The following is a 23560-nucleotide window of genomic DNA, read 5'->3' on the forward strand; positions in this document are numbered from 1 at the left end:
TGCTCCAAAAAAGTAAATTCTTACTTTTGTAGCTTAGAAAACTCCTCAGCCCAAGGAGTTAGGGCAATCAGTTCCATTAGAAAAGCTGCACACAATTGCCTCTCTTCGGTGAGGCGATCGCGCCTTGCGCTAACAAACATAACTGCATCCAACGGAGCAACCTGTGCTAGATAAGCTGCTTCCAGTGCAGTTGCAGCGCAAACAGAGGCGATCGCCTGCGCTAATTCATGCAGGATATGTTGCTGCTTTGGAGCTGCCAAAAAATCTAATATCTCAGTCACCATCGTTTTGTGCATTCTCAGCTCAACCGACTTCTGCAACCGCTTAAAGTCCTCTTGAGCAATTTGGTCGAAGATACTAAGAGGTGCAATCACAGTTGCCCAATCGCCCTGCTCAAGGCGTTGAATTAGCCCTACTGCGGCTTCATGCAGCGCTTCCCTATCTTTCATCGTGAACAGTTGCACAACTGCTTTAGTGAAGTTGTCAAATGATGCAGTGAAGAGATGTTTCTCAGCCGGAATACTTTGCCAGAAGTGCTGCTGACAAAAGGCGATCGTTTTCAATCCCTCTGCGGTCATGATTTTGCGGTTCGATACCACCTGCCAAAACCAGCGCTGAATTAGTTTTAGACGTTGACCCTTGCCCTTGGCGCTTATGCGCTGCAAATCTTCTGGAGAGTAGCGACTGACCCGCTTTTTGCAGCGCTGTGCAGCCGCTGGATCTTTGCTGGGGAAGTGGCTGAAGTGGGGCTTAACAGCAAATGTTTTTTCGTCTTGCAATTGTGCTTTAAGAAAAACTGCCTCATCGCACTCAAGGCACTTTAACCCTAAATATTTATAATCCTTGTAGTCACACGCAGAAGCGTAAACCCAATCCAAATGTCGCACGGAAAAAGCACGATCCATGAGTCAAATCCTTAGTGTTGACCAAATTATAGAGTTTGTTCGGCCCCATCTGAATGAACTGGAATTAGCGGGTTTTGAACGCCATGCCAAAGGCGACAATCCGGGTTCTGGCGATATAGAGCAGGCTGGCGGCTGGATGCTTTACTGGGGCTTTTCGGACGCAATAGCTCACTGTCGTACTTTCTCCCCACTCGTAGATTCATACTATGAGCGAGGGTACGAACTAGGCGATCGCTTTTTGAACTTAAAGTTGAAGGGTAAAACGATGAGCAATGCACAAGAACCAACAACTGAGCGGCTTGCCAGAGCAATGGAGCAAGCTGACTGCCCGACTGACATGATTGCCCGTGCCAGGGCTGGCTATTACGATGACTACAAATCAGAGCTGGCGATGCCCTGTCAGCAGCTCGTTGCAGACTTGAGGGCGATCGACAAAGATGCGCTAGTTCAGCGGGCCATCGACGGGGAATTTGACGGCACTCCAGCAGAATCAGAAGCTTGGTTTCAGCAGGAGGGGCAATACTTTTTAGTAGATGGGGGGATTTACCCCAAGCAACCCAAACGACCAAAGCCAAAGGGTTTTGGTTAAAACAAGTAGGAATTTTATGACACTAACTCTGGTCGAATTTGCAGAAAAACTGGAGGCGCTAGGAGGAGAGGCTAGAGCGCTGCTAGAGTCCCCTGATCTAGATGCTCACCAGCGGCGGAAAATCACCTTGAGATATGAGACAGAACTCATTCAGACCGCAGCTTGTACAGTCAATGCCCTGATGGATTTGCGGCTACAGCAGGGGGGCGATCGCCAGAAACTAGAGCAAGAAATTTGGCTCGAAATCCAATTGGAAAAAGCGAGGGCTGACGAGAAGTTTGGAGAGCAACCGCGCAAGCTAGATCCGCTGGTGTGGCTGGCTGTGATACTGGAAGAGTTAAGTGAAGTAGGTGAGGAAATCTATGGTTGACTTCTTCTCTGCTGTAAAAGTTTTCCTCCTATTGCTGCCAATTGCATCTATGTGGTGGTTAGAGAGGGTATTCCAGAAGCACCCGCTGCCCAAGCTAGTTAAGACAGGTTGCAGAGTTCAATATCCGCTCTGGTTTCTGCTGGGACTCGACAATATTGTGGAGGTAACTTGGTTGCTGGGGCTTTATGGCTGTGGTTTAGCCCTGTTTGTAATTAGACAATATCGAGGAAATTTAGGGTGAAAAGCTTTGAGCAGTGGTTGAGAGAAAAAGATTATTGGAGAACAGACTTATTTCTGCTGACCTACCCTGATCCGGTTGGGCTTTCAGCGCATTTGGAGAACTGGGAGATTCCCGACATCCGAATTGTGTCGGCTACTCCAGCCGCAGAAGCTACTGATAAAGCTCAGTTTCTATGGTTTTGTGGTGAAGTAACTGATCGCAGAATGAAAGGCTTTCACTTTCATGATGCTGCTCGCTACCTGACAGATTATTTCAAGGACATTCAACTCAAAGCCCTTCTAGTCAATGATGCTAAGGTTTTGAAAATTCAACCCTTGAACTGGATTTGGCATTGCTGCGAGCGTTGCAATGTGGGCATGGTTTTAATTTCACCAGAGCAGGATAAGAAGCGCCTGGTTAAAAAAACCCGTTGGAATTTCATGCCCGATTATATGCTTTCTCCAAGAAGACTAAACCTCAACGGGCAAGAGATCATGTTGGAGGATTATTCAGAGTTTGATTAGCGATCGCCCAACTTCTCAACGAACACGGCAGAGATAGCCAGGTAGAATGCGAATAGACCGAGTGCAGCAAGCATAGGATTGAGGGATACAGGATGCTCCCAGAATTCCCAAACCCTGAAGAGGGCGATCGCCCCACCACTTCCTACCATCACAACGGCGAAGCGGAGGACGTTGACCCATCTGAGGCAGACCAGGCACCTGAAGCCCCTACCCCGGTCTTTCGTGCGAAGGGTGAGCATTCTGAGGTGACTCACCCCCACTTCAATGAGCAGGGCGATCGCCTCATCCCTGTGAAAGAAGCGCCCCTCATTTTTAATGTCACGATTAACATCGCCACTCATCCTGAAGACGACCAGTTGCTAGACCGGGAGCTAGTTCACGGGTTATTTCAAGGGTTTCATGCTGATCTAGACCGACTAGTTGGAGAAACCATCGAACGGTATCAGCAGTTGAAAGCGGCATCACTTCGAGCTGAAGCCCTATCAGAAATGACAGCTAAGCTCCTAGAGCAAGAACAAGAAGTACGAGATAGGATCGAGGGTTCGTAGAGACTCAATCCTCATCATTCAATTCTCTTTGTTCATCCTCAGTCTGAACTAGCCAACTCGCGAAGTGAGCTAGCGCTTCAGCAGCGCCATCAAACCCGTTTTCGCATCCCTTCAAATCTTTAGATGCAACGCACCTGAAACACCAGTTCCAACGCCCATTTGACTGTTCAATTACCAGCTCTGGAAGGTGCTTTAGGACGTAGAACAGAACAACCTCATTGCTGGATTTAATCATTGTCATAGATGCCCCAATTAATCACAAGATTGATATCTTAGGAGTGGCGATCGCTCCTGTAGATGTAGTGTCTTTCCTTAGAGGCGGGTGCGATCGCCACCCTACTCCAGCGAGTCGAGATATTTCTGAAGCTCTGCGATGTCGAAGGTATAGCAGTCCCCTCTCTGTGCTACCAACCGCTGCTTGCTGAAGTCAGCTCTGTTGATAGCCCGCTGAAGATTAGGATCAGAGATATCTTTGGCAGCAACAAACGCCACTGCCCGAACTGAGGCTGTTCCCATTCTTTCCTGCAAGTTAGCGACTAGCGCCTGGGTTGGTTCATCTGGTATGTCGTCAATGAAAATAACTCCCGGCTCTGTGTGCCTCAGCGCAAGTTGAAATGCTGCTATCTGAGTGGGGGATAATGGGCTACTCATGTGTTCGTAATGAATTACGGTACTATGCCGATAATAAGCGAATGGAGTGAGGCGATCGCTAAAACATGACTAGACTAATCACTATAGTTTTGGGAGATGTTTCCGCTTTTTTCTCTCACTTTTTCAGCCAATTCCGCTGGTATCGCAAAATGAGGGGTGGAACCTGGCATTTCGTTCGCATCGACCTCGCTGATCGCCCAGTTTTCTGGACAAACACAAAATGCTATTTACCGGAATCTCACAGCGTTCTGAAAGTGGAAAGGTGGAAGGAGCGATCGCCCAGATGAATGAATCTAACTGCATCGACAGATTGCACAGATATTTGGAAAGTTTGGGCGCACAAGTCAAGATAGACCCCTCATTAGAAGTGGCTGGGCGGATTTTCTATGAGGAAAGGTTGATTCTGATAAATGAACCCTCTGCCCTCTACGCACTCATGACCCTTGCTCATGAAGGTGGGCACTATTTACATTTCCTCAGAAACCCTCTGCTTAAATCCAATAGGAGTGAAGCATTTCGCGAAAAAGCTGCATACCTTTTAGGGTGGTGGCTGTTGGTCAAAGTTGGGGCAGTTTCAGCGGCTCTTGTCAGCAAAGAAAGATGGCGCGAAGATGGGATATCTTCTATCTACCTGGACTGAGCGATCGCCATGACTAACGCGCAAGCTGCAACCTCCATTGATGGAACGCTAGAGCTATTGGGAGACATCTACTATTGCCTGCATTTCTCAAGCAAAGACGGGCGATATTTTATCCCTGATGAGCTTATCGAAAAAGCTCTATATTTCTGCGAACAAAAGCACCTTGACCGAAATTGGCTAATCGGCAACGGGATTGTGGGAAGCCGGGGTAAAGGTTGGGGAGTTCCAGTCACGGGAATCATTGCCCCAGATTCAGGGGTTAAAATCCCCTACAGCGTTGAAGCGGAAGTTGTTGGGGCAATTAGTGAGTTAAAGGTTCAAGGGACGAAAATCTACAAAACCTTAAATGAAGCGTGGCTAGCTCATCAAAGATTTCAGGATTTAGGGTTCATAGTAGGCTATCCTAAGCCCGATATAGGCTCTTTTAGGGATAAAGAGCCGCACTATATTGAGTTTCAGCACTAGAGGCGATCGCCATGACCCCAGAAGAGTTTAAAGCCCTAGAAATCGGAGACATTGTTAAAGGTGTTTTAGATGCAGACACCTATATCGTGACTGGCAACTACGGCAGTCACGTAACCGTTGCAAGGACAATGGATTTGACCAATCCTAGCGAGTGGGAACTAGTACTAAAGGCAACACATGATAAGCCCCAAAAAGCGATCGATCGCCCCGGCGAGTGGACAAAAATCTCAGGATGAGACTAGCCTACGCCTTCCCAATCCAGCTCAGATTATCAGCCGAAGAAATTCCAGTGAAGGTATAAACCAGGGCATCGGCAAAGTCGGGACTCTTCACGCCGCGTTTTGCCATCTCTGGTTTCCCTTCAATCACAATCTGACCTTTATCGTTAAACCTCCACTCCGGCTGACCCAGTTGTGAGATGAGTTCGGTGTGGTTGGGGATGCTGATCAGTTCGCTCAGCGGGTGTTCCTTAATTTTGTTGACGTGTTCGTAAGTTTTCTCGAACCGTCGCCGCATGTTCCACCAGCTCTCAGCCCTCAGATTTTTGAACATATCTTTGGCTTTGCGGTTGTATTCCGAGTAGAATTTCTCGCCCACTCCCGCGCCGCCCATGATGCCTGTAAGGGTAAAGCGCAGATCTTCAGCGCTATTGAGCGTTCCGCCCACTCCAGCACCACACCCGTTCGCATCATAGTTTAGGTGCCGCACTTTTTTGAATTCCAGAATGTTTCTGGCACGGTATGCAGTTTGGGTCGTATTGCCCTCACTCCACGATTCAATGTCTTCGAGCTTCACAACTGGGCCGCGGCGAATAATCAACACGTTCAAGTCGCCGCCCTCATCGGCAATATCTAACCCTGCAACGCGATCGCCAATTGGGTTCAGCTTCAGGTTGATAGCTGCCATAATCCAAGCATTCGGAATCGTGACACCGACCTTAGAAGCGGCATAGTCGATATCAACTTCCTGCGCCAGAACTACGGGGTCGAGCGTATCTTTTTGCTTGATATACCAGGGGTAAATCGCGCCGTTTGGTGCCCCGTGCCCGTTGCCCCGTGCAACAATTTCGCCTTCACTGTTTTTGACATACCAGCCGTTCTTTCTGGGGTCTTCGAGCCAGTGAAATCTAAAGGCTGGTAGTTTGCCGCTGAAGCGCTTTTTGGCAAACACATTCCCGTCACCATTGGGTGTGGAAACGTAGATTCTCACATCCGCGTTGTTGGAAACCGCTGCATCCACATTTTTGGCACGCGCAACAAATGCGAATTCATCCAGGAAGTAAATTCGCGATCGCCCTCCACGGCCCATGTTGTCGCCCGATTCCCCGGTGACAATTGAGCCGTTATCGTTGTTGATAATCTTGAGCAGGTTATCGCTGTAATCTTTGGGGCGTAGCCACAGCGGTAAGGTTTCCAGAAGCTGCCGCATTTTCTGGAAAATCGAATCAGTATCGCCCAGCTTATCTACCAAGTCTTGCTTACGTGACCCGAACGTAACTTTTGAGCCAGGGACAAAGATGAGCTGCCACACCGCGAAGCCAGCGCACAGCCACGTTAGCCCCATGTCGCGAGACTTTTCGACAATGCCGCACTCTTTGCTCTTAATCCGGTCGGTTAGCCAGTAGAGGTAATCTTCCTGCTTCTGGAACAGGTTGAACGGGATTGTGGAAGGCGATCGCCTTGGGTCATACGTCCAACACCAGGTTTTGAGGAAATACGCCGCACTTTTTCGGCATTTCTCAAACTCCGCGCCGCGAAACTCAAGGTCTTTGATTGCCCGATCGAATTGAGCAAATCGGGCTTTAGTTTGCTCAATGAGTTCTTGCTCTGCCTCATCCTCTTCCAGGTAGGCGATCGCCTCGAGCGTTTGTTGAAGTGCTGGGGGGTAAGTTTCGCCCGAATCCTGCTTGGAATCGTGGATTGTGGAACGCGCTTTGTTGACGGTGCGAGCGATCGCCGCATAACTGCCCATCAGCTAGCCTCCGCTGAAGGCATCAGCCGTTGTTGGAATGCATCCCGCAGAGCATCACGGGTTTCATCAATTTTCGTGCCAGCCAATTCCACGACTGAATCAGGAATCCAGCCCGCTTCGACTAGAACCTTGAGGGCTTCCATCTCATCTAGCCGCTTCTCAGTTCGACCGAACCGTGTTTTCTCGTACCAAATGAGAGCAGGAATATTACCGTCGCGAGCTTTCTGGAAAAGGGTCTTAGAAATCTCAGCCTCAGCCTTCGCCTTGCCCCTTTTATAGAGCGTATTTATGTCGGGGTCTTTCAGCCACTTATCGAGGGTGCTAGGGGAGATGCCGATGGTTATGGCAATCTGATCGAGCGTAAGCCCAAACCCTGCTAGTATCTCGATTTGAGCCAGATCGTTAGGCTGGTTATCCTGAAGCCTTTGCTTGAGTGAGGCGATGGACGTAGCGGGTTTTGTCGGGATTGTGGCGGATTGTGGCGGAATAATGTCGGGCTTAATGGCGGATTGTGGCGGGGGGTTGGGCGTAGGCGTGGGTGGGGGTGAATCTACGGAGACAGGGGGGTTTGCAGCTATCCCCTGCTTCCCATCCTGATAGGATTGGCGCACTGAAGGATCAGCCAGCCAGCGCTCAAAAGTTCGCCCAGAAACGCCAAGTTGCTGAGCGATTAATGCTTGAGTTAAACCCTGAGCAGCAAGCCGCTGGATGTGGGTTCTTAGCTCATCAGTAACGGGGATTGCCTTTCGAGCCACACTATCTAAACTCCAACTGGCTCCGGTGCGGGAGCTGCTTCAGTAGGCTGATCTGCTGCCTCTGCCTCTTCAGCCTCCAGTTGTTCCAGCCGTTCTACAGCCAAATCAATCAGCAATCTAACGGCGACGGCAGTATTGCTAATTTGGAGCTTTTCTTTGACGGTGACGATGGTTGAGAAAAAGCGGTTGAAATCGTTGTAGGACGCAGCTAGAGCAGGCTTAAACTTTTTGCGCTCCATCAGCATATCTACGACTGATTTGAGGGCATCTGCATCGTTAGGCAAAAACAATAGATTGACTTCCTGATAGTCAGGGGCTTTGACCGATAACCCTGATAAATCTAGCGGTTCGATGTTGAAATCATCATCAGTTAGCCCAGAGTAGAGCTTTTCGTTGAGGGGCAATCCCTCATACAGTTCGAGCAGGATAGTTGGATCATCCTGCCCGACGATTGAGTTATGACTGAGCTGAAGTGAAACTAACTCCTCTTCCGTTAAAGGCGTGAGGATTTCCATCACATCAATTTCATCCAGCCCTGCCTTAATTGCCGACTGGACTCGGTGGTTGCCGGAGAGTACCAACAACTCTTCTTCAATGAAGTAGACCAGCGGGACGCTGGTTAGAAGTCCATCTCTCGCTACATTGCCGCTTAGACGCTCCATCTGCCGAGCAGTCATGTAGTGAGCATTGCGGCTCAGAAGCGTTAGTTTACGGGGATCTATTGAGTAAATCTTGCGCTCAAGCTTGCGGGTTATAGGAGGCATGACAGCAGCAGTAAATCATCCCTCCTAGAGTTCCCTTTGGCTTCTGTGGGGGTGCAAAGGGCTGATTCTGCAAGGGATGTACGCAATTACCGCACACTATTCGACTAGTAAAAGGTTTGGAGCGGCTAGGGGTTTGAATCCCGCTACTGGAGGTCCCAGCAGTGCCTCACGGCTCGCCGCATGAATGACCGGAACGCGCCACGTTCCAGCCCAAAAGAAGATAAAACAACTTCGTTATGAATAAAGATGCCCAGTCACAACCTGGAACTAACACCCCCTCTCTGCCTGTTGGTCACAGTTTGACGCAATAAGTAAATTCTGTTAGAATAGTACAGTTGAATGGATGTTGAGTAAGTGCCTCAAGATAATAGCAATCGGTTCACGATCCCACTCCCGCAAGCGTTGTGGGATGACCTGGAACGCCATAGGTTAGCGGGGGAGAAGGATGCAGCCCTATGCAATCGGCTGCTATCGCGTTTGGCTGAAGTGCGGGGGAAGCGCAAAGCGCCGAAGCAGCCACCCCGATTTGAAGACAATGCCCCAAACGTGAAATCGGTCATGTTTCGGGCTAGGAAGGACGTTTTAGCCTTCATTACTCAGTTTGCTGAGGAACGGCAGATTGAGAGCAAAAAGGCGCTGATTGCATTCCTGCTGACCTGGGCTTGCCAGTTGCCCGTAGCAAAGCCCCTGACCAGCGCTCAGGAGGTTTATGCATTCCTGCTGGAGGAATGGGAGGACGCGGGGCTAATCCCTGCTAAACCAGCCGTAGAGCAGCTTAAACAATACTGCTCATTTGCCAACCTGAACGAGTGGATGTTGGGGCTAGAAGATGAGGGGTTATTGCTGTTGCGCCGCCCCAGCCCTAATCTACCTTCTGAAAGCGTCACGTTCAAAAGGTTTGAGGACGGCAAAAGAAAGTCGATTCAGGTGACGCACATTGAGCTATTGCACGGACTGGAAACGATAAATGTAGGAGAGCTGCGAGGGCTGCACGTAAGGCTAGATACTCCTGTGCCTGTGCAGGCTGCGACCAATGAAGACTTCCTCGAAAGCTGGATAGAGTCGAAGGAGATCACGGCAAAACAGCAGTATCTAAGCTATGCCAAAGACTTTATCGGGTTCCTAGATAGACCGCTATCGGGGGCAATGATCACAAATGAGGACTTGGAGGGCTATTTAGAAGCCCTCAGAGCGCGTGAACTTGCTCCTACCACCGTGACCTATGCTCATGCGGTAATTCGTTCTCTGCTGCGGTTTGGGGCTGAGCAGGAAGCTTTTGAGGTAGACATAGACTTTGGCGATAGCCCTTCAGCAGAGCGGGAGGCGCTGATCAAACTGCGCTCAAAACTGAGTGCAGGTAACATGCTGGTTGTTTTGATGGACAGCCTGAAGATTGGGTATCTGGTAAACGAGAAAATAGCTGCTGATTTTCCAATTAGAAAATCAGTAATGCTTGACACTCAAAACTTGATTCAGCCTAAGTTCTACAAAGAGTTGCGAGATGCTTGCTATGAAATGAAGTCATCTAAACTGGACGCGATTCTAGTCAAGCTGCGGGACAAAGAACACACGCAGGTTTACTTGATCGCTGCCAAAATTGTGGATGTGCGTGGACTCAACATCACCCCCTGACCTATGGCGCAGCGCTGGCAAAGAAATCAGAAAATCAGACGAAACCCCAAAAAACTTTCGCTACCGTCGGCGCGATCGCAACCTCAAAACTCACCTCCCAAATTGGTTCTATCTGGGCTAGCTAAAGCCCTAATGGGGATTGATTTAGCCCGATTGGAACCCGAAGAGGGTTGGCTATCTGAACTTAGAGCGTTTGTGCAGCGACCGAGCGGCCCACCACAACCTGATTGCATTATTGTGCCTCGCCGCTATTATCATCCTGGGTTCACTATTCCTTCGGACCGTCGGCGATCGCCCAATCCTTTGCATGTGGGGTGTTCGTGTGGTCAATTCTCCATTCAGCGGCGGCGATCGCCCAATCCTCCAAACACTATGCCTATTCGACCTTGGGAAGCGACTCAGATTAGAACCTGGATGTTTTTGATGATGTACAGCCAGGTTGGACATCATCCGATTAGTCGCCGACAGATTGGGCGGTGCCTGGAGGCACGGCTGTGCGGGATGGAGGTGAGGGATGTTGAAGATGTTGAGGTTGAACGCGGGAGCGAGGGGTTTTTGCAAATTCGGGTAGGGGTGGGGCAAGACAGCAACCTACGTGAATTGGTGCGGGAGTTGGGTATCCCCTACCAGGTGGCCCGTAGGAATGGGCTATATGTTTATTCCTTTTGTGGGGCACAACGCAACTTTGATCTGACCCAGTTGCAGGCAGAGCCGCAAATCGTGCAGCACGTAATCGAAGTTTTTGACGAGGTACGCGGTTTTGATCGGGAAACGCTTCGCGCCACTAACCGCTATCAGATAAGGCTGAGTGAGCGGGATAGATCTGAGCTTTACGGCAGACTTCAGGAGATGGGGCAAGTGCGATCGCCCCAGCGTTGGGATCTAATATTTGATGCTCCAGCCAGGGGCAGCAATGTTTTGCCTGGTCGTCCCATGCTGGTGTTGGAGGGGCGTACATTCAACGATTTCACTCATTGCCAGGTTCGCTATAACGGTCGGGCGTTAGAGATTGAGCTGGATTATTCCAGGCAGTATCCGCGTGACTACATGGAGAGCAGGATGCTGGAGAAATTTCAGCGATTTGACCGAGGCGATCGCATCACTTACCGCTATCGGGCAATGCTCAGAAGCGTTGGGGAAAGCATGGAAGGAGAGTTGCCGCGCATAATCTCAATCGAGTTTGAGGTAAGCACCTACCTCAATCCGCCCATTCAGGATGCGGCTTTCGCGGAATGCTTTCATCTGGAATGGGATGAGACGGCAAGAGTCCACCCGCTGGAGCAAATTGAGCGGATTGAAGCGCTCAAAGCAGCTTTGTGGCGGCCGCTCATTTCAGAGCAAAAAGCGTCGAACCCCTTGGGCGGCAAGGAAACTGAGGCAATATCAATCGAATTAGGGCAGATTGCAGCATCCTGCATTTCTGGATCGACCGACCTACATAGGTTCAGAGAACTGGCGATGAAACTGCTGTTCCGCTCGGAAAATAGCGCGATTAGAATCAGTGCGAGAAACCTGTTGAACTACGTCAACACTTCTCATGCGCTAACCCCACCTCAGTATCGGCTGCTCATTCGCCGAAGCAGGGTTGAAAAATTGGCTGGCTCAAGGCTAGTGCAAATTGAAAATTATCTAGAATCGATGGAGTTTATTCAGAGCTTCCTGATTACCTGCGGTGTCACAATTCACGATGCAAGTTAGTCCGATGTTGCCGACGGTGCGATCGCCCATCTCGATCAACCTGCACTCTGAACCGGAAGATGTAGTTGGGCTACTGTGGGCAGCGCTGCACAAAATTTATGAAGACTCCTACGGGCTGGAAGTCCCTGACACTGTGCTGCTCACGCCCAGTTCGCTGAAATGGATGGATGAATGTGCAGTCTTCCCAGGCAAAAAAGAGTTGGGGGTTTCGCTCGCGCGAGGGCTGTATGAACTGCATCCATCAGTGCAATTGCTCGCCTCATCTCCACTATTAGAGCGTGCTGGCTCTCGCGAAAATGATGTGCTGATCGTCTACAACTCAAGGCGTGAACGGATGAAAGACCCAACTAAATTGGAGTGGTTATTTGACGGGGTTTTGTATGCCCCAAAGTCAGCGCTAGTTGTAGAGTTATGGCAACAGGATGCTAAATTCCCATTCTCATGAAAATTGCATTTAGAATTTTGCTGCCATTGCTGGTTGGCTGGTCGATTGGTACTGTGCTGTCCCAGGGCCCAACTTGGATGTTTTGGGTAGTTATATCAGGCGGCTTCGCCTATGCAATCCACACATTCCTGTGGTTGCGTAAAACTGAAGCCGACTATGAAGCCAGTCGGCAGCGGCTAGAGGAACTGCTTCGCGGCGGCCCGCAAATGGAGAAGGCTATAGACCTCTCGACTATTCGAGGTTTGGTAGTGCCGATGCCTCAATCTGAGGTTGATGGGCTGATGGCAGAAGCTGAGGCGATCGCTTCCACCAATCCCAACGCCGAGACGGATGAAGAGGCAATCCATCGGCTGATGCAAATTGCTTCAGCATTTGCACTGCGAGCGAGTGATTCTTCAGTCGTAAAATTTGGGCTAAAGTTGGGGCTAACAGTTGGACGGCTACAAATGCTTACCCCAGCAGAGTTAAAGCGACTCAGGGAGGAATCCAATGACTGAACCAAAAACCCGTCGTCAATCCCGACGAACAGCAAAAGCTGCTGATGCCACGCTGACCTTTGAAGAATTGGTGTCACAACTTCGCGCCGAAGGGACACTTAAGACAGGGACAGACATTCAGCTTGACGGCGAAGTGGTGGCAACGGTTGTAGAAAATGCAAAACCGGGACGCTCATCGCGCATCACCAAAACGATGGAGCCGGAGCGGTTTGCATCAGAGTTGCGATCGCTTCTAATTCAACTTCGGCAAGGGCTGCTCGATGCGGTCTTTGTTGATGAGTTTTGCTTTGTTGCGGATGAAGACGATGGGCATGAACAAGCCAGTTGAGAAGATGACCTACCAGGAGCTCGCCGACTGGATTGTAACGACTTGTCTAATATTCGGAGCGCAGGTTTCAACTGCCCACAAAGTTGCAGCAGCTTTTGTAGAGGGGCTGGAGTCGCAGGCGAAGCGCCCTCATTCAGGCTGAGAATCTTTTCCTAGTGGAAGTTCCTCAACACCTTCCACTAGGAAAATATCGGAATCGGGCAGGCGATCGCCCTCCTGCTGCAGGCCCATCTCTTCATGGAACTGCTTGCAGGCGTTGCAATATCTGTTTTGGATATCGCCCCAGTTGTAGCTGGTTCTGCGGCATTGTGGGCAAGTGATGCTGGGGAACCTTGGATCTGGCGGCTTGTAGGCATCGGCAGGCATTAGGGTTTGTCCTCCAAAAATTTAGCAGCTGCTAAATTTTTGTGAATCCGGCGTTCCTTGAACCAGCTTATCCAGTGCCCCAAAAGCGCCACGATGAGGATAGTAGCCGCCACTTTCTCAATAGTGGGCGGTAATTCCTCTGGAAAGACGAGCGAGGCGATCGCGATCGCAATTAGGCAAATCGAATCAAAAATTTGCCATGCCCTAAGCGCGTTCATACTTGCCTTCATGGTCAGTAGGAAACCGTTGCTCAACTTCGCTGATGACTACTTCGTATGGGCGAACTAAGCTTAGCGGGAAGGGATTTTTCTTCTTTTTCATAACCAAGATAGTTCCTCCCTCCATCCTTTCTCTTTGAAAATAAACAGCTTCGGCGATCGCTCGGCGCTGTGCCGCTTCGACTGATATCCCTTGAGAATCGGCAAGCCACTGAACCAACTCTTCAGGTTTGCCTGAAAAATCATCCCAACTTATATCTCTATCTCTCATTGGTACTCCTGAAATTCAGTAGGTAATGCCGTGATACTTGGGTTCTAATCGAACGTTTTCGCGTTCCAGTTGATCACTGACCCCATCTTTCGCTTGCTGAAGTGAGGGAGAAATTGGAGGCAAGAACCGCTCGACGTTGTGAATCATCATCGGTACCATTGGCTTTGGCGGGTAGACAAGGATTGAAGCCTTATAGCATTTGTAGGTTGCATTTCGAGGGTACATTACCACAATTACTACGGACGTTTCAGGCTCGTAGGTTTTCAGGTAGTGTTCTACTTTAGAACCTGGGTCTTGGTAGTCATAAATGATGGCTGGCACCTGATCTTCTGTGAGATATCGGGCTGTCCAATCTTCGCCCTCTTTGAGAACCAAAACAACCCCTTTCTTTTGGAGTGCAACGTAACCCGCTAATCCAATTGGAATCAGCAGCTTGCCATTGTCATCAATAAATCGCTCTATTCTCGATCTGCTGTCAGGCGTTTGGTACGCATCGATTTGCTTTTCATTAATCCCTCCAAGCGCTTCGATCAAATCGGATGGAGTGTTGAAGAATTCAGATTCCCTGGGCTTGATCGATGCCCACTGCTGCGCTAGAAATTCTTCCTCAAATTCATCCAAGTGCCAGTTCAACACAGTGAGCGGCAGATGCACAAACACCGTGATTAATTGCCTTCTGGGATTTTGCTTTTTGCAGGCTTGAATCAACTCTTTCGGGCACCCGAATTCACCCAGCTCCTTCTTCAGGTTGCGGCTGGGAATTTCATGGGCGATCGCGTTAACCTCATCCGGGTTAACGGGGTCGGTGTGAATCAGGAAGTAGAGCGCAATTGTCTGCACACCCGTATCCTTCCAGGTTCCATAGCAACTTGCCGCAGACTTTTCCTTGTTCTCTCGCAGCAGAATTTGCTCCATTCGGGGAATGACTTTCGAGTGCCACACCGCGAAAGCTTCTTTAGAAATCGTTGCCTCCCAGCGTTTGCGTTCCTCTTTCCAATTGGAACGCCCCTTGATCTGCTCGGTAATTGATGGTTGTACCATACTGACTAACAAACACGGCTTTCCAACAGATGATAGCGCTCACAGATCAGGTGGGGGCGATCGCCTCTTAGCTAGGAAGTGGAATGCTGATCAATTGCGCGGCTGATTGCTTCGCCCGTTTACCCCGCCGATCGTATTTGGCGGTTGTGTCCACTTGGGCGTGACCGAGAATTTGGCTAGTGGTAGCCAAGTCCACGCCTGCATCGAGCAGGTTGCCTGCGGCCGTTCGGCGAAAATCGTGCGGTGAACAGCGCTCCATTGTGGCGGATGGCATCAAGTTGACCCGACCGACGCGGCGGCTCAGAATTTCGTAGATTGCCTGGGCACTCATGCGACGGTAGAGAATATTGTCGCCGCGCGAGATTGGGCAGAAGAGTGCGCCTGGTTCGTGCGAGCGAACATCAAGCCATCGGTTGATGGCGGCGATCGCATCAGGAGGCAAATAAACTTCGCGGGTCTTACCGCCTTTTCCTTTGCGAATGTTTAAAGCGCCGGTGCTGGGTGTGAAGTCCTCAACGTTCAAGCCAACGACTTCACTGCGGCGCGGGCCACCCCCATACATGAGGGCAAGAATTGCCGTGTCGCGAATTCCAGCGGGCCGCGCATCTTCCCCGCACACTTTAAACAGATTGGTTGCTTCATTGGGGCTAATCTCTCGCCCCGCCAATTCACCCGAATCCACTTTGGCGCACGGCACGTCAGCGGCGCGGTGATATTCTTCGACGCTCATCAGTCCCAGCCGCCAGCATTCCTCTAAAACTCTGCGGAAAGCTGCGCGAATTTTGTTGTAAGTTCGCGGCTTATAGCGGCTTCGCAGCTTCGCGAAGATTTTAACGCTGTGGTGGTAGCTCAGTCGATGCCACTCGAATTGATGAGCATCAATCAATCCGTCACTGACCAGACCCGCCACAACATTGAGGCATCCCAAAACTGAGCGAACCGAGCCGGGGGATAGCTTTTCGAGATAAACCTCAACGGGGTTGAGATTTTGGGAAAGTTCTTGGAAATTGTCAGCCAAAAACCCGCTGGAGGGGATTTGGCTGATCTGGGAATTCACGACTGTAATTTGAGACATTTTTGTGACCTAATTCAGAAGTAACTTTCGAGAAGCCTTATTCTCATAAGTAACTTTTTAGTAATCAAAAAACTTTTCGCGCAATACATGATTACGCGATCTGTTTTACGCTATCTATCTTCAAAATTCCCGAATGGCGATCGCCCAGTTCAATCGCTCAGGCACCCTACCCGTATCTGACTTGTCATCTAATCTCTGCTAGCCTATGTCGATTGTAACCCGCATTCAGCCGTAATTCCTGGAAACTTACTAAACCTGCTTCGGTTTTTGCATTTGACTTCATATCTAATGTGTGGTATAATAGTACTACGTTCACTAAGTTGTAGTTATGCCGAAAACCAAAGTTCAAGAGCGGGTTTCAATCCCGCAGGGCGTAGCTCCGGTTGTCAGTCAGCTAATTCAAAATCGCCGGGAAAGTGGGGAAACTGCTGTTCCCGGTGTCAGAAATAGACGGCGCAATCTGGAGATGTTCAGGAATACCGCAATCTACCTATTGCGGATTGGAATCAGTGTAGGAACTCGTTCTGTCTCTCTGAAATACAGGGAGATGGGATTACCGGAAGAGATTGTTAATGCGCTGGAGGAAACGAGAGTTTCACAGCCAACGTTGACTATCTTTCGGACTCTGGAGAAGAGTGCGAACAAGTTAGAGGGGTTAAAGAAAAAACTTCAAAGGCGCTACATGATTTATTCGGAACCGTATTGGTTCATCAGTGAGCGCGATATCGAGGCAGTGCGAGAGCTGGTAAACGAAATGCACCAAGAATGCAGTCGTCTCAAGGCAGAAACGCTCGATGCCTATGACGAGAATTTTGAGCAGTACCTCGCTGAGGTGGCTAGCATTCTCTACGCTGCTCAGCGTTCCGAACTTCAGCGCTCTCAGGAAGTTGAAGCCGCACGACAAAAAGACTCAACAATTGAGCCTTTTTTCGTGCGAATGACTGAAGAAAAAATTCAGAGCATTTTACCCATCTACGCCGAGAAGTTTCCGACCCGTGAAAAAGTTGAAAAGAGTTTCAAAGTTACAGAAGACTGGGGCGGCAGAGTGCCCAGTCTGGTTGAACAATCCAAGGAAGATGCAGACCTGGCGGAAGCGATCGCGCGGCAGGCGGAAGCTAAAATTCGCCAAGCTGAATCTGAGCAAGCCCAGCAGTTCCATCAGGAATGGGTGAAGGGCGTTCACGAAGCATTCCAGGAAGGTTTAACAACCGTCAAGGAAGAAGTGATTGGAATTGTGGCTGAGAACCTGAACACTTTAGAGAAAATGCAGGTTCAAGATGTGCAGGCTCACACCAAGAAGAGAATCCGGGAGAACTTAGAGCGTTTAGAGACGCTGATGGGCTTTGACGGTTCTTTGGAAGATTTGGTGAATGAGCTGCGAGATACCCAGTTTACCGCTGCAAGGCAGAGCGGAACTGTGGTACTCAGCCAAAAGCTTGTTGAGCTGCGAAAGCAGCTTGACGAGGTTCGAGGTGTGAGCGGCGCAATGGGGCATCGTTCCCGTGCCGCTCAAGGGATGTTGTTTTAACTGTTCACTCAAGGAGAGTTATGTCACACTTTTCGAGGCTTAGAAGCCAGTTAGTTGACCGGGAAATTCTGATAGCAACGCTTCGGGAGATGGGGCTAGACCCCCAGGTTGCTGAAGCTGGGAAGACGATCGAAGTTTGCGATTATGACGGGCGTAGCAATTATGTTGATATTGCTGTTTCTCGCCATAGCTGGGGTGGGCGCAGTGACATTGGGTTTAAGTTCAACCCCAAAAACAATTCCTATGAGGTGGTTGCAGACCTCTGGGATGTGGAGAGCTGCCGCAAAGGATTGATTGCTTGGGGACGCGAGGGAGTTGGCGGGGATGTGATGGTGCAATATGCCCGTACAACAAACCTTAGAATCCTTCAGGCAAAGGGGTTCAAGGTTGACTCCGAGCAAGTTATAGACGGTCAACTGACCATCAAAATGGTGCGAACAGCTCAACGCACGACTGCACAAACTAAGACCGCCACACGTTCAACTGCAACCCGCCACAACCAAGTAAGGAGATAACCCCATGAAAGAAATAATCACGATTCGCATTGACCTAACGACCGCCCAAACAACCCTTAACCTGGATGGGTTTGAAGGTGATGCCTGTTTGTCTGCTGTGGCAGAAATTAAAGAGGCAATGGGGGGCGAGGAAGAGTTCACTCCCAAACCTGAATTGCGCCGCAATCAGACTCACGTACAGAACCAGAAACACAACCGCATCGGCGGCTAATCGTTCGCTCCTCACACGTTCATTTTCAAATCGTTCAAATCCGTTCACTAGGAGAAATTCATGGTTTGGCTAGATAGAATGCGGAACAAGTTCCGTGCAAATGTTGGTATCGTGTCCCTCGACTCCCCCAGCTCTGAAGTTGAGGACATCGTAGATGCGATCGCCCGTAATGTGGCACTCCCGCTAGAGCTTCAAAACTCTATCTTTTTGTGGGACTTTGCCAAAGGGTTTCGTAAGGTAATCCCAGTCGGAAATTCAGGGATTGAGTTTGAGGAGGTAGAAGAGTTCGAGGGGTGCTTAGACCCCGTTCCAGCGCTGGACAAGATGGATAAATACCCACATTCAGGGCTGTTTATCTTCAGAGACATTCACCCCTTTTTGATGGGCGATCGCGCTGAGTTAGTAGTGATTAGCGCTGTCAAAAACCTCTCGCGCGACTTGCCCAATTCTGGGGTAATGATTGAAGAGGGAGGCGAAAGAACCTGGACACCATTCACCAAAAGGATGGTGATTTTGGGGCAAGATATGAGCTTCCCTAACGACTTCTTTAATGTTGTTCATCACCTCCACTACAGCCCACCTGAGCAACGGGAACTGGAAGAGATAACTAATCTAATGCTCGATGAATTCAACAGGAAAACTGTTGAAGCGTATGGCAGAGAGCTGGAGATAAACCTCTCCCAGTCTGAGCGGCAACGGCTGCACAGAGCCGCGTTATCGCTCACCAAAAACGAGTATCAGACTGCCTTGCAGGAGGCAGTGATTACCTATGGGGCGATTGACTCCAGGACAATTGATTTCATCAATGCTTGGAAGATTGAGAAACTGCTCGTTTACAACGTTGAATTCTCAGCCCCTCCAGAAGTGCCTGTGGGAGGCTTCGACCTGTTAGACGCATGGATAGAAGAACGGGTTGGACTATTCCATACCCAGCTTGAAGCCAAAGGCGCAGGGGTGAATCTGCCACCACCAAAAGGCATTCTACTGGTTGGGCCTCCTGGTACAGGTAAATCGCTTTGTGCCAAGAGCATCGGGCAGCGGCTAGGGCTTCCCATCGTCCGAATAGATATCGGCGGATTGTTTGACAGTTTAGTTGGTGAGACTGGCAAGAAGCTGCGGCAAATGCTGCGGATTGCGGAGACAATTTCGCCCTGTGTGTTGTGGCTTGATGAAGTAGACAAAGCGCTAGCGGGTGCCAGCGGGCCCGTCACCGATGGGGGCACAGCCAAAGATGTGTTGGGTACGCTCTTGACCTGGATGGCTGACAGAAAGGCCCCTGTGTTTGTGGTAGCAACCGCTAACCGGATTGATGGATTACCGAGTGAATTCAGCCGCTCTGGACGATTCAATGCTGTGTTCAAACTGGATGTGCCTACCTCTAAGGAACGGGCGCAAATCCTGGACATTCACCTGGGCAAATATGAGCTAAGACTACCCGATACTGGGCTGGTCGAGCTAGTTAGAAGCACAAAAGATTGGGTTGGCGCAGAACTCGCCGACATGGTTGAAGAAGCAGTGGTGACGGCGCAAAGCCGCTGCATTAAGGCTAGTTTGCCGTTCGCGGTTGAACTCCAGGACTTCAAAAAAGTGCTAGAGCGCATGGTGCCACAGGCTCAACAGAGTCCTGAAGCATTCCAGGAATACCGTGAGCATGTGAAGAATTTCAGACCCGCTTCAACTCCTGAAGAGGAAGTGGAGAAGAAAACCGTAGCCCGTACAACGACGCGCAACATTAAACTGTAACGCCAACTGTGGGCGATCGCTTCTCAACTGAGGCGATCGCCCTTCTTTTGCTAAACAAACTGAGGTAATTTATGCCGTCCATTCCAGAATCGCCAATAAAGTTTGAAATGTCGTCAAACCTATTCTTGTATCAAGTTGAGAGAGAAGGTTTAAGAGATGCCTCTGGAAGTTATTACAAGATTCTTGATTCAGATGTAGAGCCAGGGGATAAAGTTCTCCACAAATGGATTTTTGTCGTGGATACAGGCTACATCATTCAAGGTGATGGGGCACCGCTCATAACTGGCAAAATTGCCACTTTGGGCAGTAGAAAACACTTGACTATCACCGGGGTCGAAGAAGAATTTTCATTTGCAGATTCAGTGCGAATGTTCCTCAATAAAAAAGACTCGGAAACCTTTACGACTTGTGCCGTGCATGATGGGGAACCTATTCGTATTTATCTTGCATGGAGTAGGTCGTCAGGCTGGGAACTGACGACAAAAAAACAGTATGACGCTTGTTATGGGCTGGGGCCTCAATTTCAGTAAGGGGCGATCGCCCTTCTTTCGCAAGCTGCACAACTATCCAACTAAAACCATGACTCAAGCAGAAAATTTGCACGTTCTAGAGCTGGCTGAACAAGCAAAACAGCTAGGGCTATTGCTCGATTATGAATTCAAACCCAAAAGCGAAATGCTTACCTTGACCTGGAAAGACCCAGAGTTGCCCGACCCTTCATGTCTGCATGGGGCTGCAACCCACGCAGGCATGAGTTCCTTTCTTGAAAACATAATGTTGGGCGCGAGAATTGCAACAGCTAAAGGAGATGCGGCATGAGCTTAATTTTAGACCCGGATAAGTCCTACACTTTCCGTAGCTATTTTGAACTTCCCTTTGCTCAGGAAGACATCCTGGCTGAGTTTGGAGTTGGACTTGAGCGGCGATCGCTCTCATTTGATGCCCTGCCAACAGACACAAGTTTACTGAGAACAGAGCTAGAGGCAGACCTGGGATTAGTAGATCTGGAGAGTGAGGCGGCGCGGCGTGAAATCCTGATTGCCCCTGTGCTAACTAGCCTGTGTCGGCAAGTGCAGGCAAGGCTCAAGATTGAATATCCTGTAGCGGTAAACGAGCAGCTAAAAGGCAGCTTCGATTACTACGTTCAATCCCGCTCTAATTTGCTGGTAGTGGAAGCCAAAAACTCAGACCTGATGAGGGGTTTCACTCAGCTAGCGGTTGAGTTAATTGCCTTAGACCAATGGGTTAAATCTGCCACGCCTGTTTTGTATGGCGCTGTCACAACGGGGGAAGAGTGGCGATTTGGAATGTTTTATCGGCAGGAGAAGAAGGTTGTGAGGGATATCAATCTTTATCGGGTTCCTGCTGACCTCGATGTTTTGATGGGAATTTTGGTTTCCATTTTGCAAGCACAGTAACTTCTTAGGAGAAAAGTCATAACGACGAATCTTGACGAACTGATGGCGCGACTGGACGATGCGGGACACGTCGGGCTAGGTGGCATGGGTTGCGATCGCTGCAACCGTTAAAGACCTAAATTGAGACTTGAGCTGAAATGAAAACAACAAATCTAGCTAAATCAGTTGAAGTGAATGGTGTTTGCTTCACTCTGAAAGATAATGGGGTGCAACTTTTTTACACCACCACGTCAGACGGGGTGACATACGACATCATCCAAAACTACCGTGAGTCGGTTTGGTGGGTAGCAGCCCACAAAGACGGTGCGGTTAAAACTTTGAATTGCCCTGGCTCGGTCAGCGGTATTCATCCTAACGCTCCTTACAATCTGCCTGGGGTTTTGTATTCAGAAGGTTGTCATTTGCAGCCTGTTGAATACTGGCTTGAAGTTGTAGCTAACTACATTAAGCAGGGAAATAAACCGTTCTCCAGCGCTGCAACCGCTAAATAACCTAATCCTCAGTATCAGCACTTCCAGCAGCTCCTGCGAGCTGCTTTTTTTTGTCTTTCCCCGGCTGCTCATGGCGGTATTTCTCGAACCATTTTTTAAACATCTTCTTAATGGACTGAGTTCGGACCTCAGACACGTACTCACAAATGAAGCCTTCCTCTGGTGACTCGGTTCGGTGGTGGAGTTGGTAGACATCCCGGTACTTCATCGACATGGGACGCGCCCCAGTTCGGGCAGTTGTCCAGACCTCCTTAATCTGAATGAACAATCGCCGCTCCAGGATGTTCACAACTTCCCTGCTGGTAGCGATTGTCGTGACCAGCTTGGCTAGCTTCATTTGGTTGGAGAGAACTACGTCAGTGAGTAGGTAGAGGGCATCCTTCTTCATCTTTTTACTTCTACCGCTGCCCGATAGGATTCTCATGTTGTAGACCAGACAGCCTGCTAGCATCCCATCAATCAGCACGAACACAGTCAGAATGCCGTTGGTGTGCTTAATCGTTTTGGCAAGGTAGATATCCTTGATGAAGTTGGCGTACTTCGCCTCAATGGGCACGATTTCAACCTTGCTGTTAGGCTTCAGCTTGGACATATCGATCGGCTCATACACGAACGCCTCAGACTGCTGGCAGGCTGGAATTAGGTGACGGACGGTAGATTTGGGCGTGAACGCATAGCCATACTGCGGATTTTTGCGCCCTGTCGCAAACTCCAGGATGGGCTTACGGTTCTCAAATGCCTGATCAGACAGGATGAAGTAGGGGATGCCTGCCGCCTCAATTTTGGTAAGGATGCCATCTAGCCGCGACGGGTCATAGGGTTCATAGGTTGGAGCATCCCAAACTACGCATTCATCTAGAAACTCGTACTGTCGTTCATACTCCCCCTTCATCGGCGGGGGGTATGCGATGATGCCACCACCACGGGCGATCGCCTCATCAACGTGAGCTGCCCAGTCGCCGCAGTAGTAGCTATCGATTGAGAAGCCTTCAGCAAAGAGGGTTAGCTTCTCAGCAGCCGAGTCGAGGAAGTTGGCGAAGTGCTGGCAGTAATGTTCAAAGTGCTTCTTGGCAAAGTCATTGTTACCGCAGAAGCGGCTCATCTCCTGCGCGACCAGGACGGCAGCGACCCGAACGGGGAAGGGTTGGTCTTTGAGGTACTGCTCAACGAAGATGAGCCGCCCCTGAAACTTGATTTTGATGGGCTGCTGGAGGACTGCCTGGGCGATGGCAGTCGTGTAGAGGGACACGTCGTTGCTGAGGATAGGGAGCTGGGGGTAGCGGCGGCTGAGTGCCTGCTCAACCTTGAACGACCCGCTACAGCACACATACGCCCTATCCCATTCATCGAACGGGATGACGCGAAAAATCTGCTCAATGCATTTGGTTGGGATGGGACCGAAAAACATAGGGGCTGAACCTCACTCTAGGCTCAAGGTTCCCTTTGCCCGTTAGTGATCCACGCACACGCTGATCCACGCGATCCTATGATCCCGCGCGTGGGCGCGTGGGGCGCATATGTGCGGGAAAAATGCGCGTATACGGGCGCGTGGGTACGCTCACACGGGCGCTTTTGACTATAAGCAATATTTATGATATAATTGTTGACAAATGAGGTGACAGAGTTTACCCTCTTAATCCTTATTCTCAAAAGATGCGTTTTTATTTCGCATCCCTTAGAA

Annotated in this window: 33 protein-coding genes; 21 read left to right on the plus strand and 12 right to left on the minus strand. The window is 49.8% G+C overall.

The genetic code is table 11. From position 1 onward, the window contains the following. Positions 1-20 precede the first annotated feature (20 nt). On the minus strand, positions 21-905 hold the full coding sequence (locus H6G00_RS01585; protein WP_190795349.1) for a hypothetical protein: 885 nt from the start codon (positions 903-905) through the stop codon (positions 21-23). Here H6G00_RS01585 and H6G00_RS01590 point away from each other — a divergent pair. The 5 genes from H6G00_RS01590 to H6G00_RS01610 all read left to right on the plus strand — a co-directional run bounded on the left by H6G00_RS01590 (position 904) and on the right by H6G00_RS01610 (position 3156). After that, on the plus strand, positions 904-1494 hold the full coding sequence (locus H6G00_RS01590; RefSeq protein WP_190795350.1) for a hypothetical protein: 591 nt from the start codon (positions 904-906) through the stop codon (positions 1492-1494). The two genes, H6G00_RS01585 and H6G00_RS01590, sit on opposite strands and share 2 nt — an antisense overlap. Before the next feature lie 16 nt (positions 1495-1510). After that, complete coding sequence (locus tag H6G00_RS01595) at positions 1511-1864, plus strand: hypothetical protein (RefSeq protein WP_190795351.1); 354 nt, start codon at positions 1511-1513, stop codon at positions 1862-1864. After that, complete coding sequence (locus H6G00_RS01600) at positions 1857-2105, plus strand: hypothetical protein (RefSeq protein ID WP_190795352.1); 249 nt, start codon at positions 1857-1859, stop codon at positions 2103-2105. Before H6G00_RS01595 ends, H6G00_RS01600 begins: the two co-directional genes overlap by 8 nt. Next, positions 2102-2608 carry a hypothetical protein gene (locus H6G00_RS01605; protein ID WP_190795353.1) on the plus strand — a complete coding sequence of 169 codons (507 nt, stop codon included), beginning with the start codon at positions 2102-2104 and terminating at the stop codon, positions 2606-2608. The genes H6G00_RS01600 and H6G00_RS01605 overlap by 4 nt, the downstream gene beginning before the upstream one ends. Positions 2609-2700: 92 nt before the next feature. Then, positions 2701-3156, plus strand: coding sequence for a hypothetical protein (locus tag H6G00_RS01610; RefSeq protein ID WP_190795354.1), 456 nt, complete (start codon positions 2701-2703; stop codon positions 3154-3156). Between the two features lie 4 nt (positions 3157-3160). Here H6G00_RS01610 and H6G00_RS01615 read toward each other — a convergent pair whose 3' ends face one another. Then, positions 3161-3397 (minus strand): hypothetical protein, encoded by a 237-nt coding sequence (locus H6G00_RS01615; RefSeq protein WP_190795355.1) that lies wholly within the window; start codon positions 3395-3397, stop codon positions 3161-3163. Positions 3398-3492: 95 nt separating this feature from the next. Further along, positions 3493-3807: a hypothetical protein gene (locus tag H6G00_RS01620; protein WP_190795356.1), complete on the minus strand. Its 315-nt coding sequence runs from the start codon at positions 3805-3807 to the stop codon at positions 3493-3495. 220 nt (positions 3808-4027) lie between these two features. Between H6G00_RS01620 and H6G00_RS01625 the strand changes: the two genes are divergently transcribed. From H6G00_RS01625 to H6G00_RS01635, 3 genes are read left to right on the plus strand one after another with little or no spacing between them, the layout of a single operon-like run. Then, positions 4028-4447 (plus strand): hypothetical protein, encoded by a 420-nt coding sequence (locus H6G00_RS01625; protein WP_190795357.1) that lies wholly within the window; start codon positions 4028-4030, stop codon positions 4445-4447. 9 nt (positions 4448-4456) lie between these two features. After that, a complete protein-coding gene (locus H6G00_RS01630; RefSeq protein WP_190795358.1) occupies positions 4457-4912 on the plus strand; it encodes a hypothetical protein in 456 nt (151 codons plus the stop codon). An 11-nt stretch (positions 4913-4923) separates the two neighbouring features. Beyond that, complete coding sequence (locus H6G00_RS01635; RefSeq protein ID WP_190795359.1) at positions 4924-5148, plus strand: hypothetical protein; 225 nt, start codon at positions 4924-4926, stop codon at positions 5146-5148. A gap of 7 nt (positions 5149-5155) precedes the next feature. On the opposite strand, the gene H6G00_RS01640 is transcribed toward H6G00_RS01635, so the two are convergent. The 3 genes from H6G00_RS01640 to H6G00_RS01650 are packed head-to-tail and all read right to left on the minus strand — an operon-like array spanning position 5156 to position 8402. Further along, the gene (locus H6G00_RS01640; protein ID WP_190795360.1) at positions 5156-6883 is read right to left on the minus strand and encodes a terminase; all 1728 of its coding nucleotides are present in this window, start codon (positions 6881-6883) and stop codon (positions 5156-5158) included. Then, positions 6883-7638: a helix-turn-helix domain-containing protein gene (locus tag H6G00_RS01645; protein ID WP_190795361.1), complete on the minus strand. Its 756-nt coding sequence runs from the start codon at positions 7636-7638 to the stop codon at positions 6883-6885. The genes H6G00_RS01640 and H6G00_RS01645 overlap by 1 nt, the downstream gene beginning before the upstream one ends. A 5-nt stretch (positions 7639-7643) precedes the next feature. Continuing rightward, positions 7644-8402 (minus strand): hypothetical protein, encoded by a 759-nt coding sequence (locus tag H6G00_RS01650; RefSeq protein WP_190795362.1) that lies wholly within the window; start codon positions 8400-8402, stop codon positions 7644-7646. A gap of 354 nt (positions 8403-8756) precedes the next feature. Here H6G00_RS01650 and H6G00_RS36480 point away from each other — a divergent pair, with 354 nt between their 5' ends. Genes H6G00_RS36480 through H6G00_RS01675 form a run of 5 tightly spaced genes read left to right on the plus strand, consistent with a single transcriptional unit; the run spans position 8757 to position 13002 of the window. Beyond that, positions 8757-10034: a phage integrase N-terminal SAM-like domain-containing protein gene (locus H6G00_RS36480; protein ID WP_190795363.1), complete on the plus strand. Its 1278-nt coding sequence runs from the start codon at positions 8757-8759 to the stop codon at positions 10032-10034. A 3-nt stretch (positions 10035-10037) separates the two neighbouring features. Next, complete coding sequence (locus tag H6G00_RS01660; protein WP_190795364.1) at positions 10038-11732, plus strand: hypothetical protein; 1695 nt, start codon at positions 10038-10040, stop codon at positions 11730-11732. Beyond that, positions 11722-12177 (plus strand): hypothetical protein, encoded by a 456-nt coding sequence (locus H6G00_RS01665; RefSeq protein ID WP_190795365.1) that lies wholly within the window; start codon positions 11722-11724, stop codon positions 12175-12177. Before H6G00_RS01660 ends, H6G00_RS01665 begins: the two co-directional genes overlap by 11 nt. After that, positions 12174-12674 (plus strand): hypothetical protein, encoded by a 501-nt coding sequence (locus H6G00_RS01670; RefSeq protein ID WP_190795366.1) that lies wholly within the window; start codon positions 12174-12176, stop codon positions 12672-12674. The genes H6G00_RS01665 and H6G00_RS01670 overlap by 4 nt, the downstream gene beginning before the upstream one ends. Then, positions 12667-13002, plus strand: a complete 336-nt coding sequence (locus H6G00_RS01675) for a hypothetical protein (RefSeq protein WP_190795367.1) — start codon at positions 12667-12669, stop codon at positions 13000-13002. Before H6G00_RS01670 ends, H6G00_RS01675 begins: the two co-directional genes overlap by 8 nt. 129 nt (positions 13003-13131) lie before the next feature. On the opposite strand, the gene H6G00_RS01680 is transcribed toward H6G00_RS01675, so the two are convergent. The 5 genes from H6G00_RS01680 to H6G00_RS01700 all read right to left on the minus strand — a co-directional run bounded on the left by H6G00_RS01680 (position 13132) and on the right by H6G00_RS01700 (position 15973). Beyond that, positions 13132-13368 carry a hypothetical protein gene (locus H6G00_RS01680; protein WP_190795368.1) on the minus strand — a complete coding sequence of 79 codons (237 nt, stop codon included), beginning with the start codon at positions 13366-13368 and terminating at the stop codon, positions 13132-13134. Continuing rightward, entirely contained in the window at positions 13368-13586 is a 219-nt protein-coding gene (locus H6G00_RS01685) for a hypothetical protein (protein WP_190795369.1), read from the minus strand. The genes H6G00_RS01680 and H6G00_RS01685 overlap by 1 nt, the downstream gene beginning before the upstream one ends. Then, complete coding sequence (locus tag H6G00_RS01690) at positions 13573-13857, minus strand: hypothetical protein (RefSeq protein WP_190795370.1); 285 nt, start codon at positions 13855-13857, stop codon at positions 13573-13575. Before H6G00_RS01690 ends, H6G00_RS01685 begins: the two co-directional genes overlap by 14 nt. 15 nt (positions 13858-13872) lie before the next feature. Continuing rightward, on the minus strand, positions 13873-14898 hold the full coding sequence (locus H6G00_RS01695) for a hypothetical protein (protein ID WP_190795371.1): 1026 nt from the start codon (positions 14896-14898) through the stop codon (positions 13873-13875). Between the two features lie 67 nt (positions 14899-14965). Next, positions 14966-15973: a tyrosine-type recombinase/integrase gene (locus H6G00_RS01700; RefSeq protein WP_190795372.1), complete on the minus strand. Its 1008-nt coding sequence runs from the start codon at positions 15971-15973 to the stop codon at positions 14966-14968. A gap of 328 nt (positions 15974-16301) precedes the next feature. Here H6G00_RS01700 and H6G00_RS01705 point away from each other — a divergent pair, with 328 nt between their 5' ends. The 8 genes from H6G00_RS01705 (at position 16302) to H6G00_RS01740 (ending at position 21879) form a co-directional block, all read left to right on the plus strand. Continuing rightward, positions 16302-17501 carry a hypothetical protein gene (locus H6G00_RS01705; RefSeq protein ID WP_190795373.1) on the plus strand — a complete coding sequence of 400 codons (1200 nt, stop codon included), beginning with the start codon at positions 16302-16304 and terminating at the stop codon, positions 17499-17501. Positions 17502-17521: 20 nt separating this feature from the next. Beyond that, positions 17522-18016 carry a DUF1257 domain-containing protein gene (locus H6G00_RS01710; protein WP_190795374.1) on the plus strand — a complete coding sequence of 165 codons (495 nt, stop codon included), beginning with the start codon at positions 17522-17524 and terminating at the stop codon, positions 18014-18016. Positions 18017-18020: 4 nt separating this feature from the next. Continuing rightward, positions 18021-18227 (plus strand): hypothetical protein, encoded by a 207-nt coding sequence (locus H6G00_RS01715; RefSeq protein ID WP_190795375.1) that lies wholly within the window; start codon positions 18021-18023, stop codon positions 18225-18227. A gap of 60 nt (positions 18228-18287) precedes the next feature. Beyond that, complete coding sequence (locus H6G00_RS01720) at positions 18288-19970, plus strand: AAA family ATPase (RefSeq protein ID WP_190795376.1); 1683 nt, start codon at positions 18288-18290, stop codon at positions 19968-19970. Positions 19971-20041: 71 nt separating this feature from the next. Next, entirely contained in the window at positions 20042-20500 is a 459-nt protein-coding gene (locus tag H6G00_RS01725) for a hypothetical protein (RefSeq protein WP_190795377.1), read from the plus strand. Beyond that, complete coding sequence (locus tag H6G00_RS01730) at positions 20475-20789, plus strand: hypothetical protein (RefSeq protein WP_190795378.1); 315 nt, start codon at positions 20475-20477, stop codon at positions 20787-20789. Before H6G00_RS01725 ends, H6G00_RS01730 begins: the two co-directional genes overlap by 26 nt. Then, positions 20786-21388: a hypothetical protein gene (locus H6G00_RS01735; protein WP_190795379.1), complete on the plus strand. Its 603-nt coding sequence runs from the start codon at positions 20786-20788 to the stop codon at positions 21386-21388. Before H6G00_RS01730 ends, H6G00_RS01735 begins: the two co-directional genes overlap by 4 nt. A 137-nt stretch (positions 21389-21525) precedes the next feature. Then, positions 21526-21879, plus strand: a complete 354-nt coding sequence (locus H6G00_RS01740) for a hypothetical protein (protein WP_190795380.1) — start codon at positions 21526-21528, stop codon at positions 21877-21879. Position 21880: 1 nt separating this feature from the next. Here H6G00_RS01740 and H6G00_RS01745 read toward each other — a convergent pair whose 3' ends face one another. Next, the gene (locus H6G00_RS01745; RefSeq protein ID WP_190795381.1) at positions 21881-23287 is read right to left on the minus strand and encodes a hypothetical protein; all 1407 of its coding nucleotides are present in this window, start codon (positions 23285-23287) and stop codon (positions 21881-21883) included. Positions 23288-23560: the final 273 nt, after the last annotated feature.

It is taken from the genome of Leptolyngbya sp. FACHB-541 (assembly GCF_014695875.1).
Taxonomy (GTDB): Bacteria; Cyanobacteriota; Cyanobacteriia; order Elainellales; family Elainellaceae; genus JAAUTN01.

What these genes read in the sequence shown, in the direction of transcription:
- H6G00_RS01630 (WP_190795358.1), top strand. Translation starts at nt 4,457, where the DNA reads ATGACTAACGCGCAAGCTGCAACCTCCATTGATGGAACGCTAGAGCTA.
- H6G00_RS01700 (WP_190795372.1), bottom strand. Translation starts at nt 15,973, where the DNA reads ATGTCTCAAATTACAGTCGTGAATTCCCAGATCAGCCAAATCCCCTCC.
- H6G00_RS01585 (WP_190795349.1), bottom strand. Translation starts at nt 905, where the DNA reads ATGGATCGTGCTTTTTCCGTGCGACATTTGGATTGGGTTTACGCTTCT.
- H6G00_RS01620 (WP_190795356.1), bottom strand. Translation starts at nt 3,807, where the DNA reads ATGAGTAGCCCATTATCCCCCACTCAGATAGCAGCATTTCAACTTGCG.
- H6G00_RS01725 (WP_190795377.1), top strand. Translation starts at nt 20,042, where the DNA reads ATGCCGTCCATTCCAGAATCGCCAATAAAGTTTGAAATGTCGTCAAAC.
- H6G00_RS01595 (WP_190795351.1), top strand. Translation starts at nt 1,511, where the DNA reads ATGACACTAACTCTGGTCGAATTTGCAGAAAAACTGGAGGCGCTAGGA.
- H6G00_RS01610 (WP_190795354.1), top strand. Translation starts at nt 2,701, where the DNA reads ATGCTCCCAGAATTCCCAAACCCTGAAGAGGGCGATCGCCCCACCACT.
- H6G00_RS01665 (WP_190795365.1), top strand. Translation starts at nt 11,722, where the DNA reads ATGCAAGTTAGTCCGATGTTGCCGACGGTGCGATCGCCCATCTCGATC.
- H6G00_RS01710 (WP_190795374.1), top strand. Translation starts at nt 17,522, where the DNA reads ATGTCACACTTTTCGAGGCTTAGAAGCCAGTTAGTTGACCGGGAAATT.
- H6G00_RS01690 (WP_190795370.1), bottom strand. Translation starts at nt 13,857, where the DNA reads ATGAGAGATAGAGATATAAGTTGGGATGATTTTTCAGGCAAACCTGAA.
- H6G00_RS01735 (WP_190795379.1), top strand. Translation starts at nt 20,786, where the DNA reads ATGAGCTTAATTTTAGACCCGGATAAGTCCTACACTTTCCGTAGCTAT.
- H6G00_RS01685 (WP_190795369.1), bottom strand. Translation starts at nt 13,586, where the DNA reads ATGAACGCGCTTAGGGCATGGCAAATTTTTGATTCGATTTGCCTAATT.
- H6G00_RS01600 (WP_190795352.1), top strand. Translation starts at nt 1,857, where the DNA reads ATGGTTGACTTCTTCTCTGCTGTAAAAGTTTTCCTCCTATTGCTGCCA.
- H6G00_RS01720 (WP_190795376.1), top strand. Translation starts at nt 18,288, where the DNA reads ATGGTTTGGCTAGATAGAATGCGGAACAAGTTCCGTGCAAATGTTGGT.
- H6G00_RS01705 (WP_190795373.1), top strand. Translation starts at nt 16,302, where the DNA reads ATGCCGAAAACCAAAGTTCAAGAGCGGGTTTCAATCCCGCAGGGCGTA.
- H6G00_RS01730 (WP_190795378.1), top strand. Translation starts at nt 20,475, where the DNA reads ATGGGCTGGGGCCTCAATTTCAGTAAGGGGCGATCGCCCTTCTTTCGC.
- H6G00_RS01675 (WP_190795367.1), top strand. Translation starts at nt 12,667, where the DNA reads ATGACTGAACCAAAAACCCGTCGTCAATCCCGACGAACAGCAAAAGCT.
- H6G00_RS01715 (WP_190795375.1), top strand. Translation starts at nt 18,021, where the DNA reads ATGAAAGAAATAATCACGATTCGCATTGACCTAACGACCGCCCAAACA.
- H6G00_RS01745 (WP_190795381.1), bottom strand. Translation starts at nt 23,287, where the DNA reads ATGTTTTTCGGTCCCATCCCAACCAAATGCATTGAGCAGATTTTTCGC.
- H6G00_RS01740 (WP_190795380.1), top strand. Translation starts at nt 21,526, where the DNA reads ATGAAAACAACAAATCTAGCTAAATCAGTTGAAGTGAATGGTGTTTGC.
- H6G00_RS01660 (WP_190795364.1), top strand. Translation starts at nt 10,038, where the DNA reads ATGGCGCAGCGCTGGCAAAGAAATCAGAAAATCAGACGAAACCCCAAA.
- H6G00_RS01640 (WP_190795360.1), bottom strand. Translation starts at nt 6,883, where the DNA reads ATGGGCAGTTATGCGGCGATCGCTCGCACCGTCAACAAAGCGCGTTCC.
- H6G00_RS01615 (WP_190795355.1), bottom strand. Translation starts at nt 3,397, where the DNA reads ATGACAATGATTAAATCCAGCAATGAGGTTGTTCTGTTCTACGTCCTA.
- H6G00_RS01670 (WP_190795366.1), top strand. Translation starts at nt 12,174, where the DNA reads ATGAAAATTGCATTTAGAATTTTGCTGCCATTGCTGGTTGGCTGGTCG.
- H6G00_RS01650 (WP_190795362.1), bottom strand. Translation starts at nt 8,402, where the DNA reads ATGCCTCCTATAACCCGCAAGCTTGAGCGCAAGATTTACTCAATAGAT.
- H6G00_RS01680 (WP_190795368.1), bottom strand. Translation starts at nt 13,368, where the DNA reads ATGCCTGCCGATGCCTACAAGCCGCCAGATCCAAGGTTCCCCAGCATC.
- H6G00_RS01695 (WP_190795371.1), bottom strand. Translation starts at nt 14,898, where the DNA reads ATGGTACAACCATCAATTACCGAGCAGATCAAGGGGCGTTCCAATTGG.
- H6G00_RS01590 (WP_190795350.1), top strand. Translation starts at nt 904, where the DNA reads ATGAGTCAAATCCTTAGTGTTGACCAAATTATAGAGTTTGTTCGGCCC.
- H6G00_RS01635 (WP_190795359.1), top strand. Translation starts at nt 4,924, where the DNA reads ATGACCCCAGAAGAGTTTAAAGCCCTAGAAATCGGAGACATTGTTAAA.
- H6G00_RS01625 (WP_190795357.1), top strand. Translation starts at nt 4,028, where the DNA reads ATGCTATTTACCGGAATCTCACAGCGTTCTGAAAGTGGAAAGGTGGAA.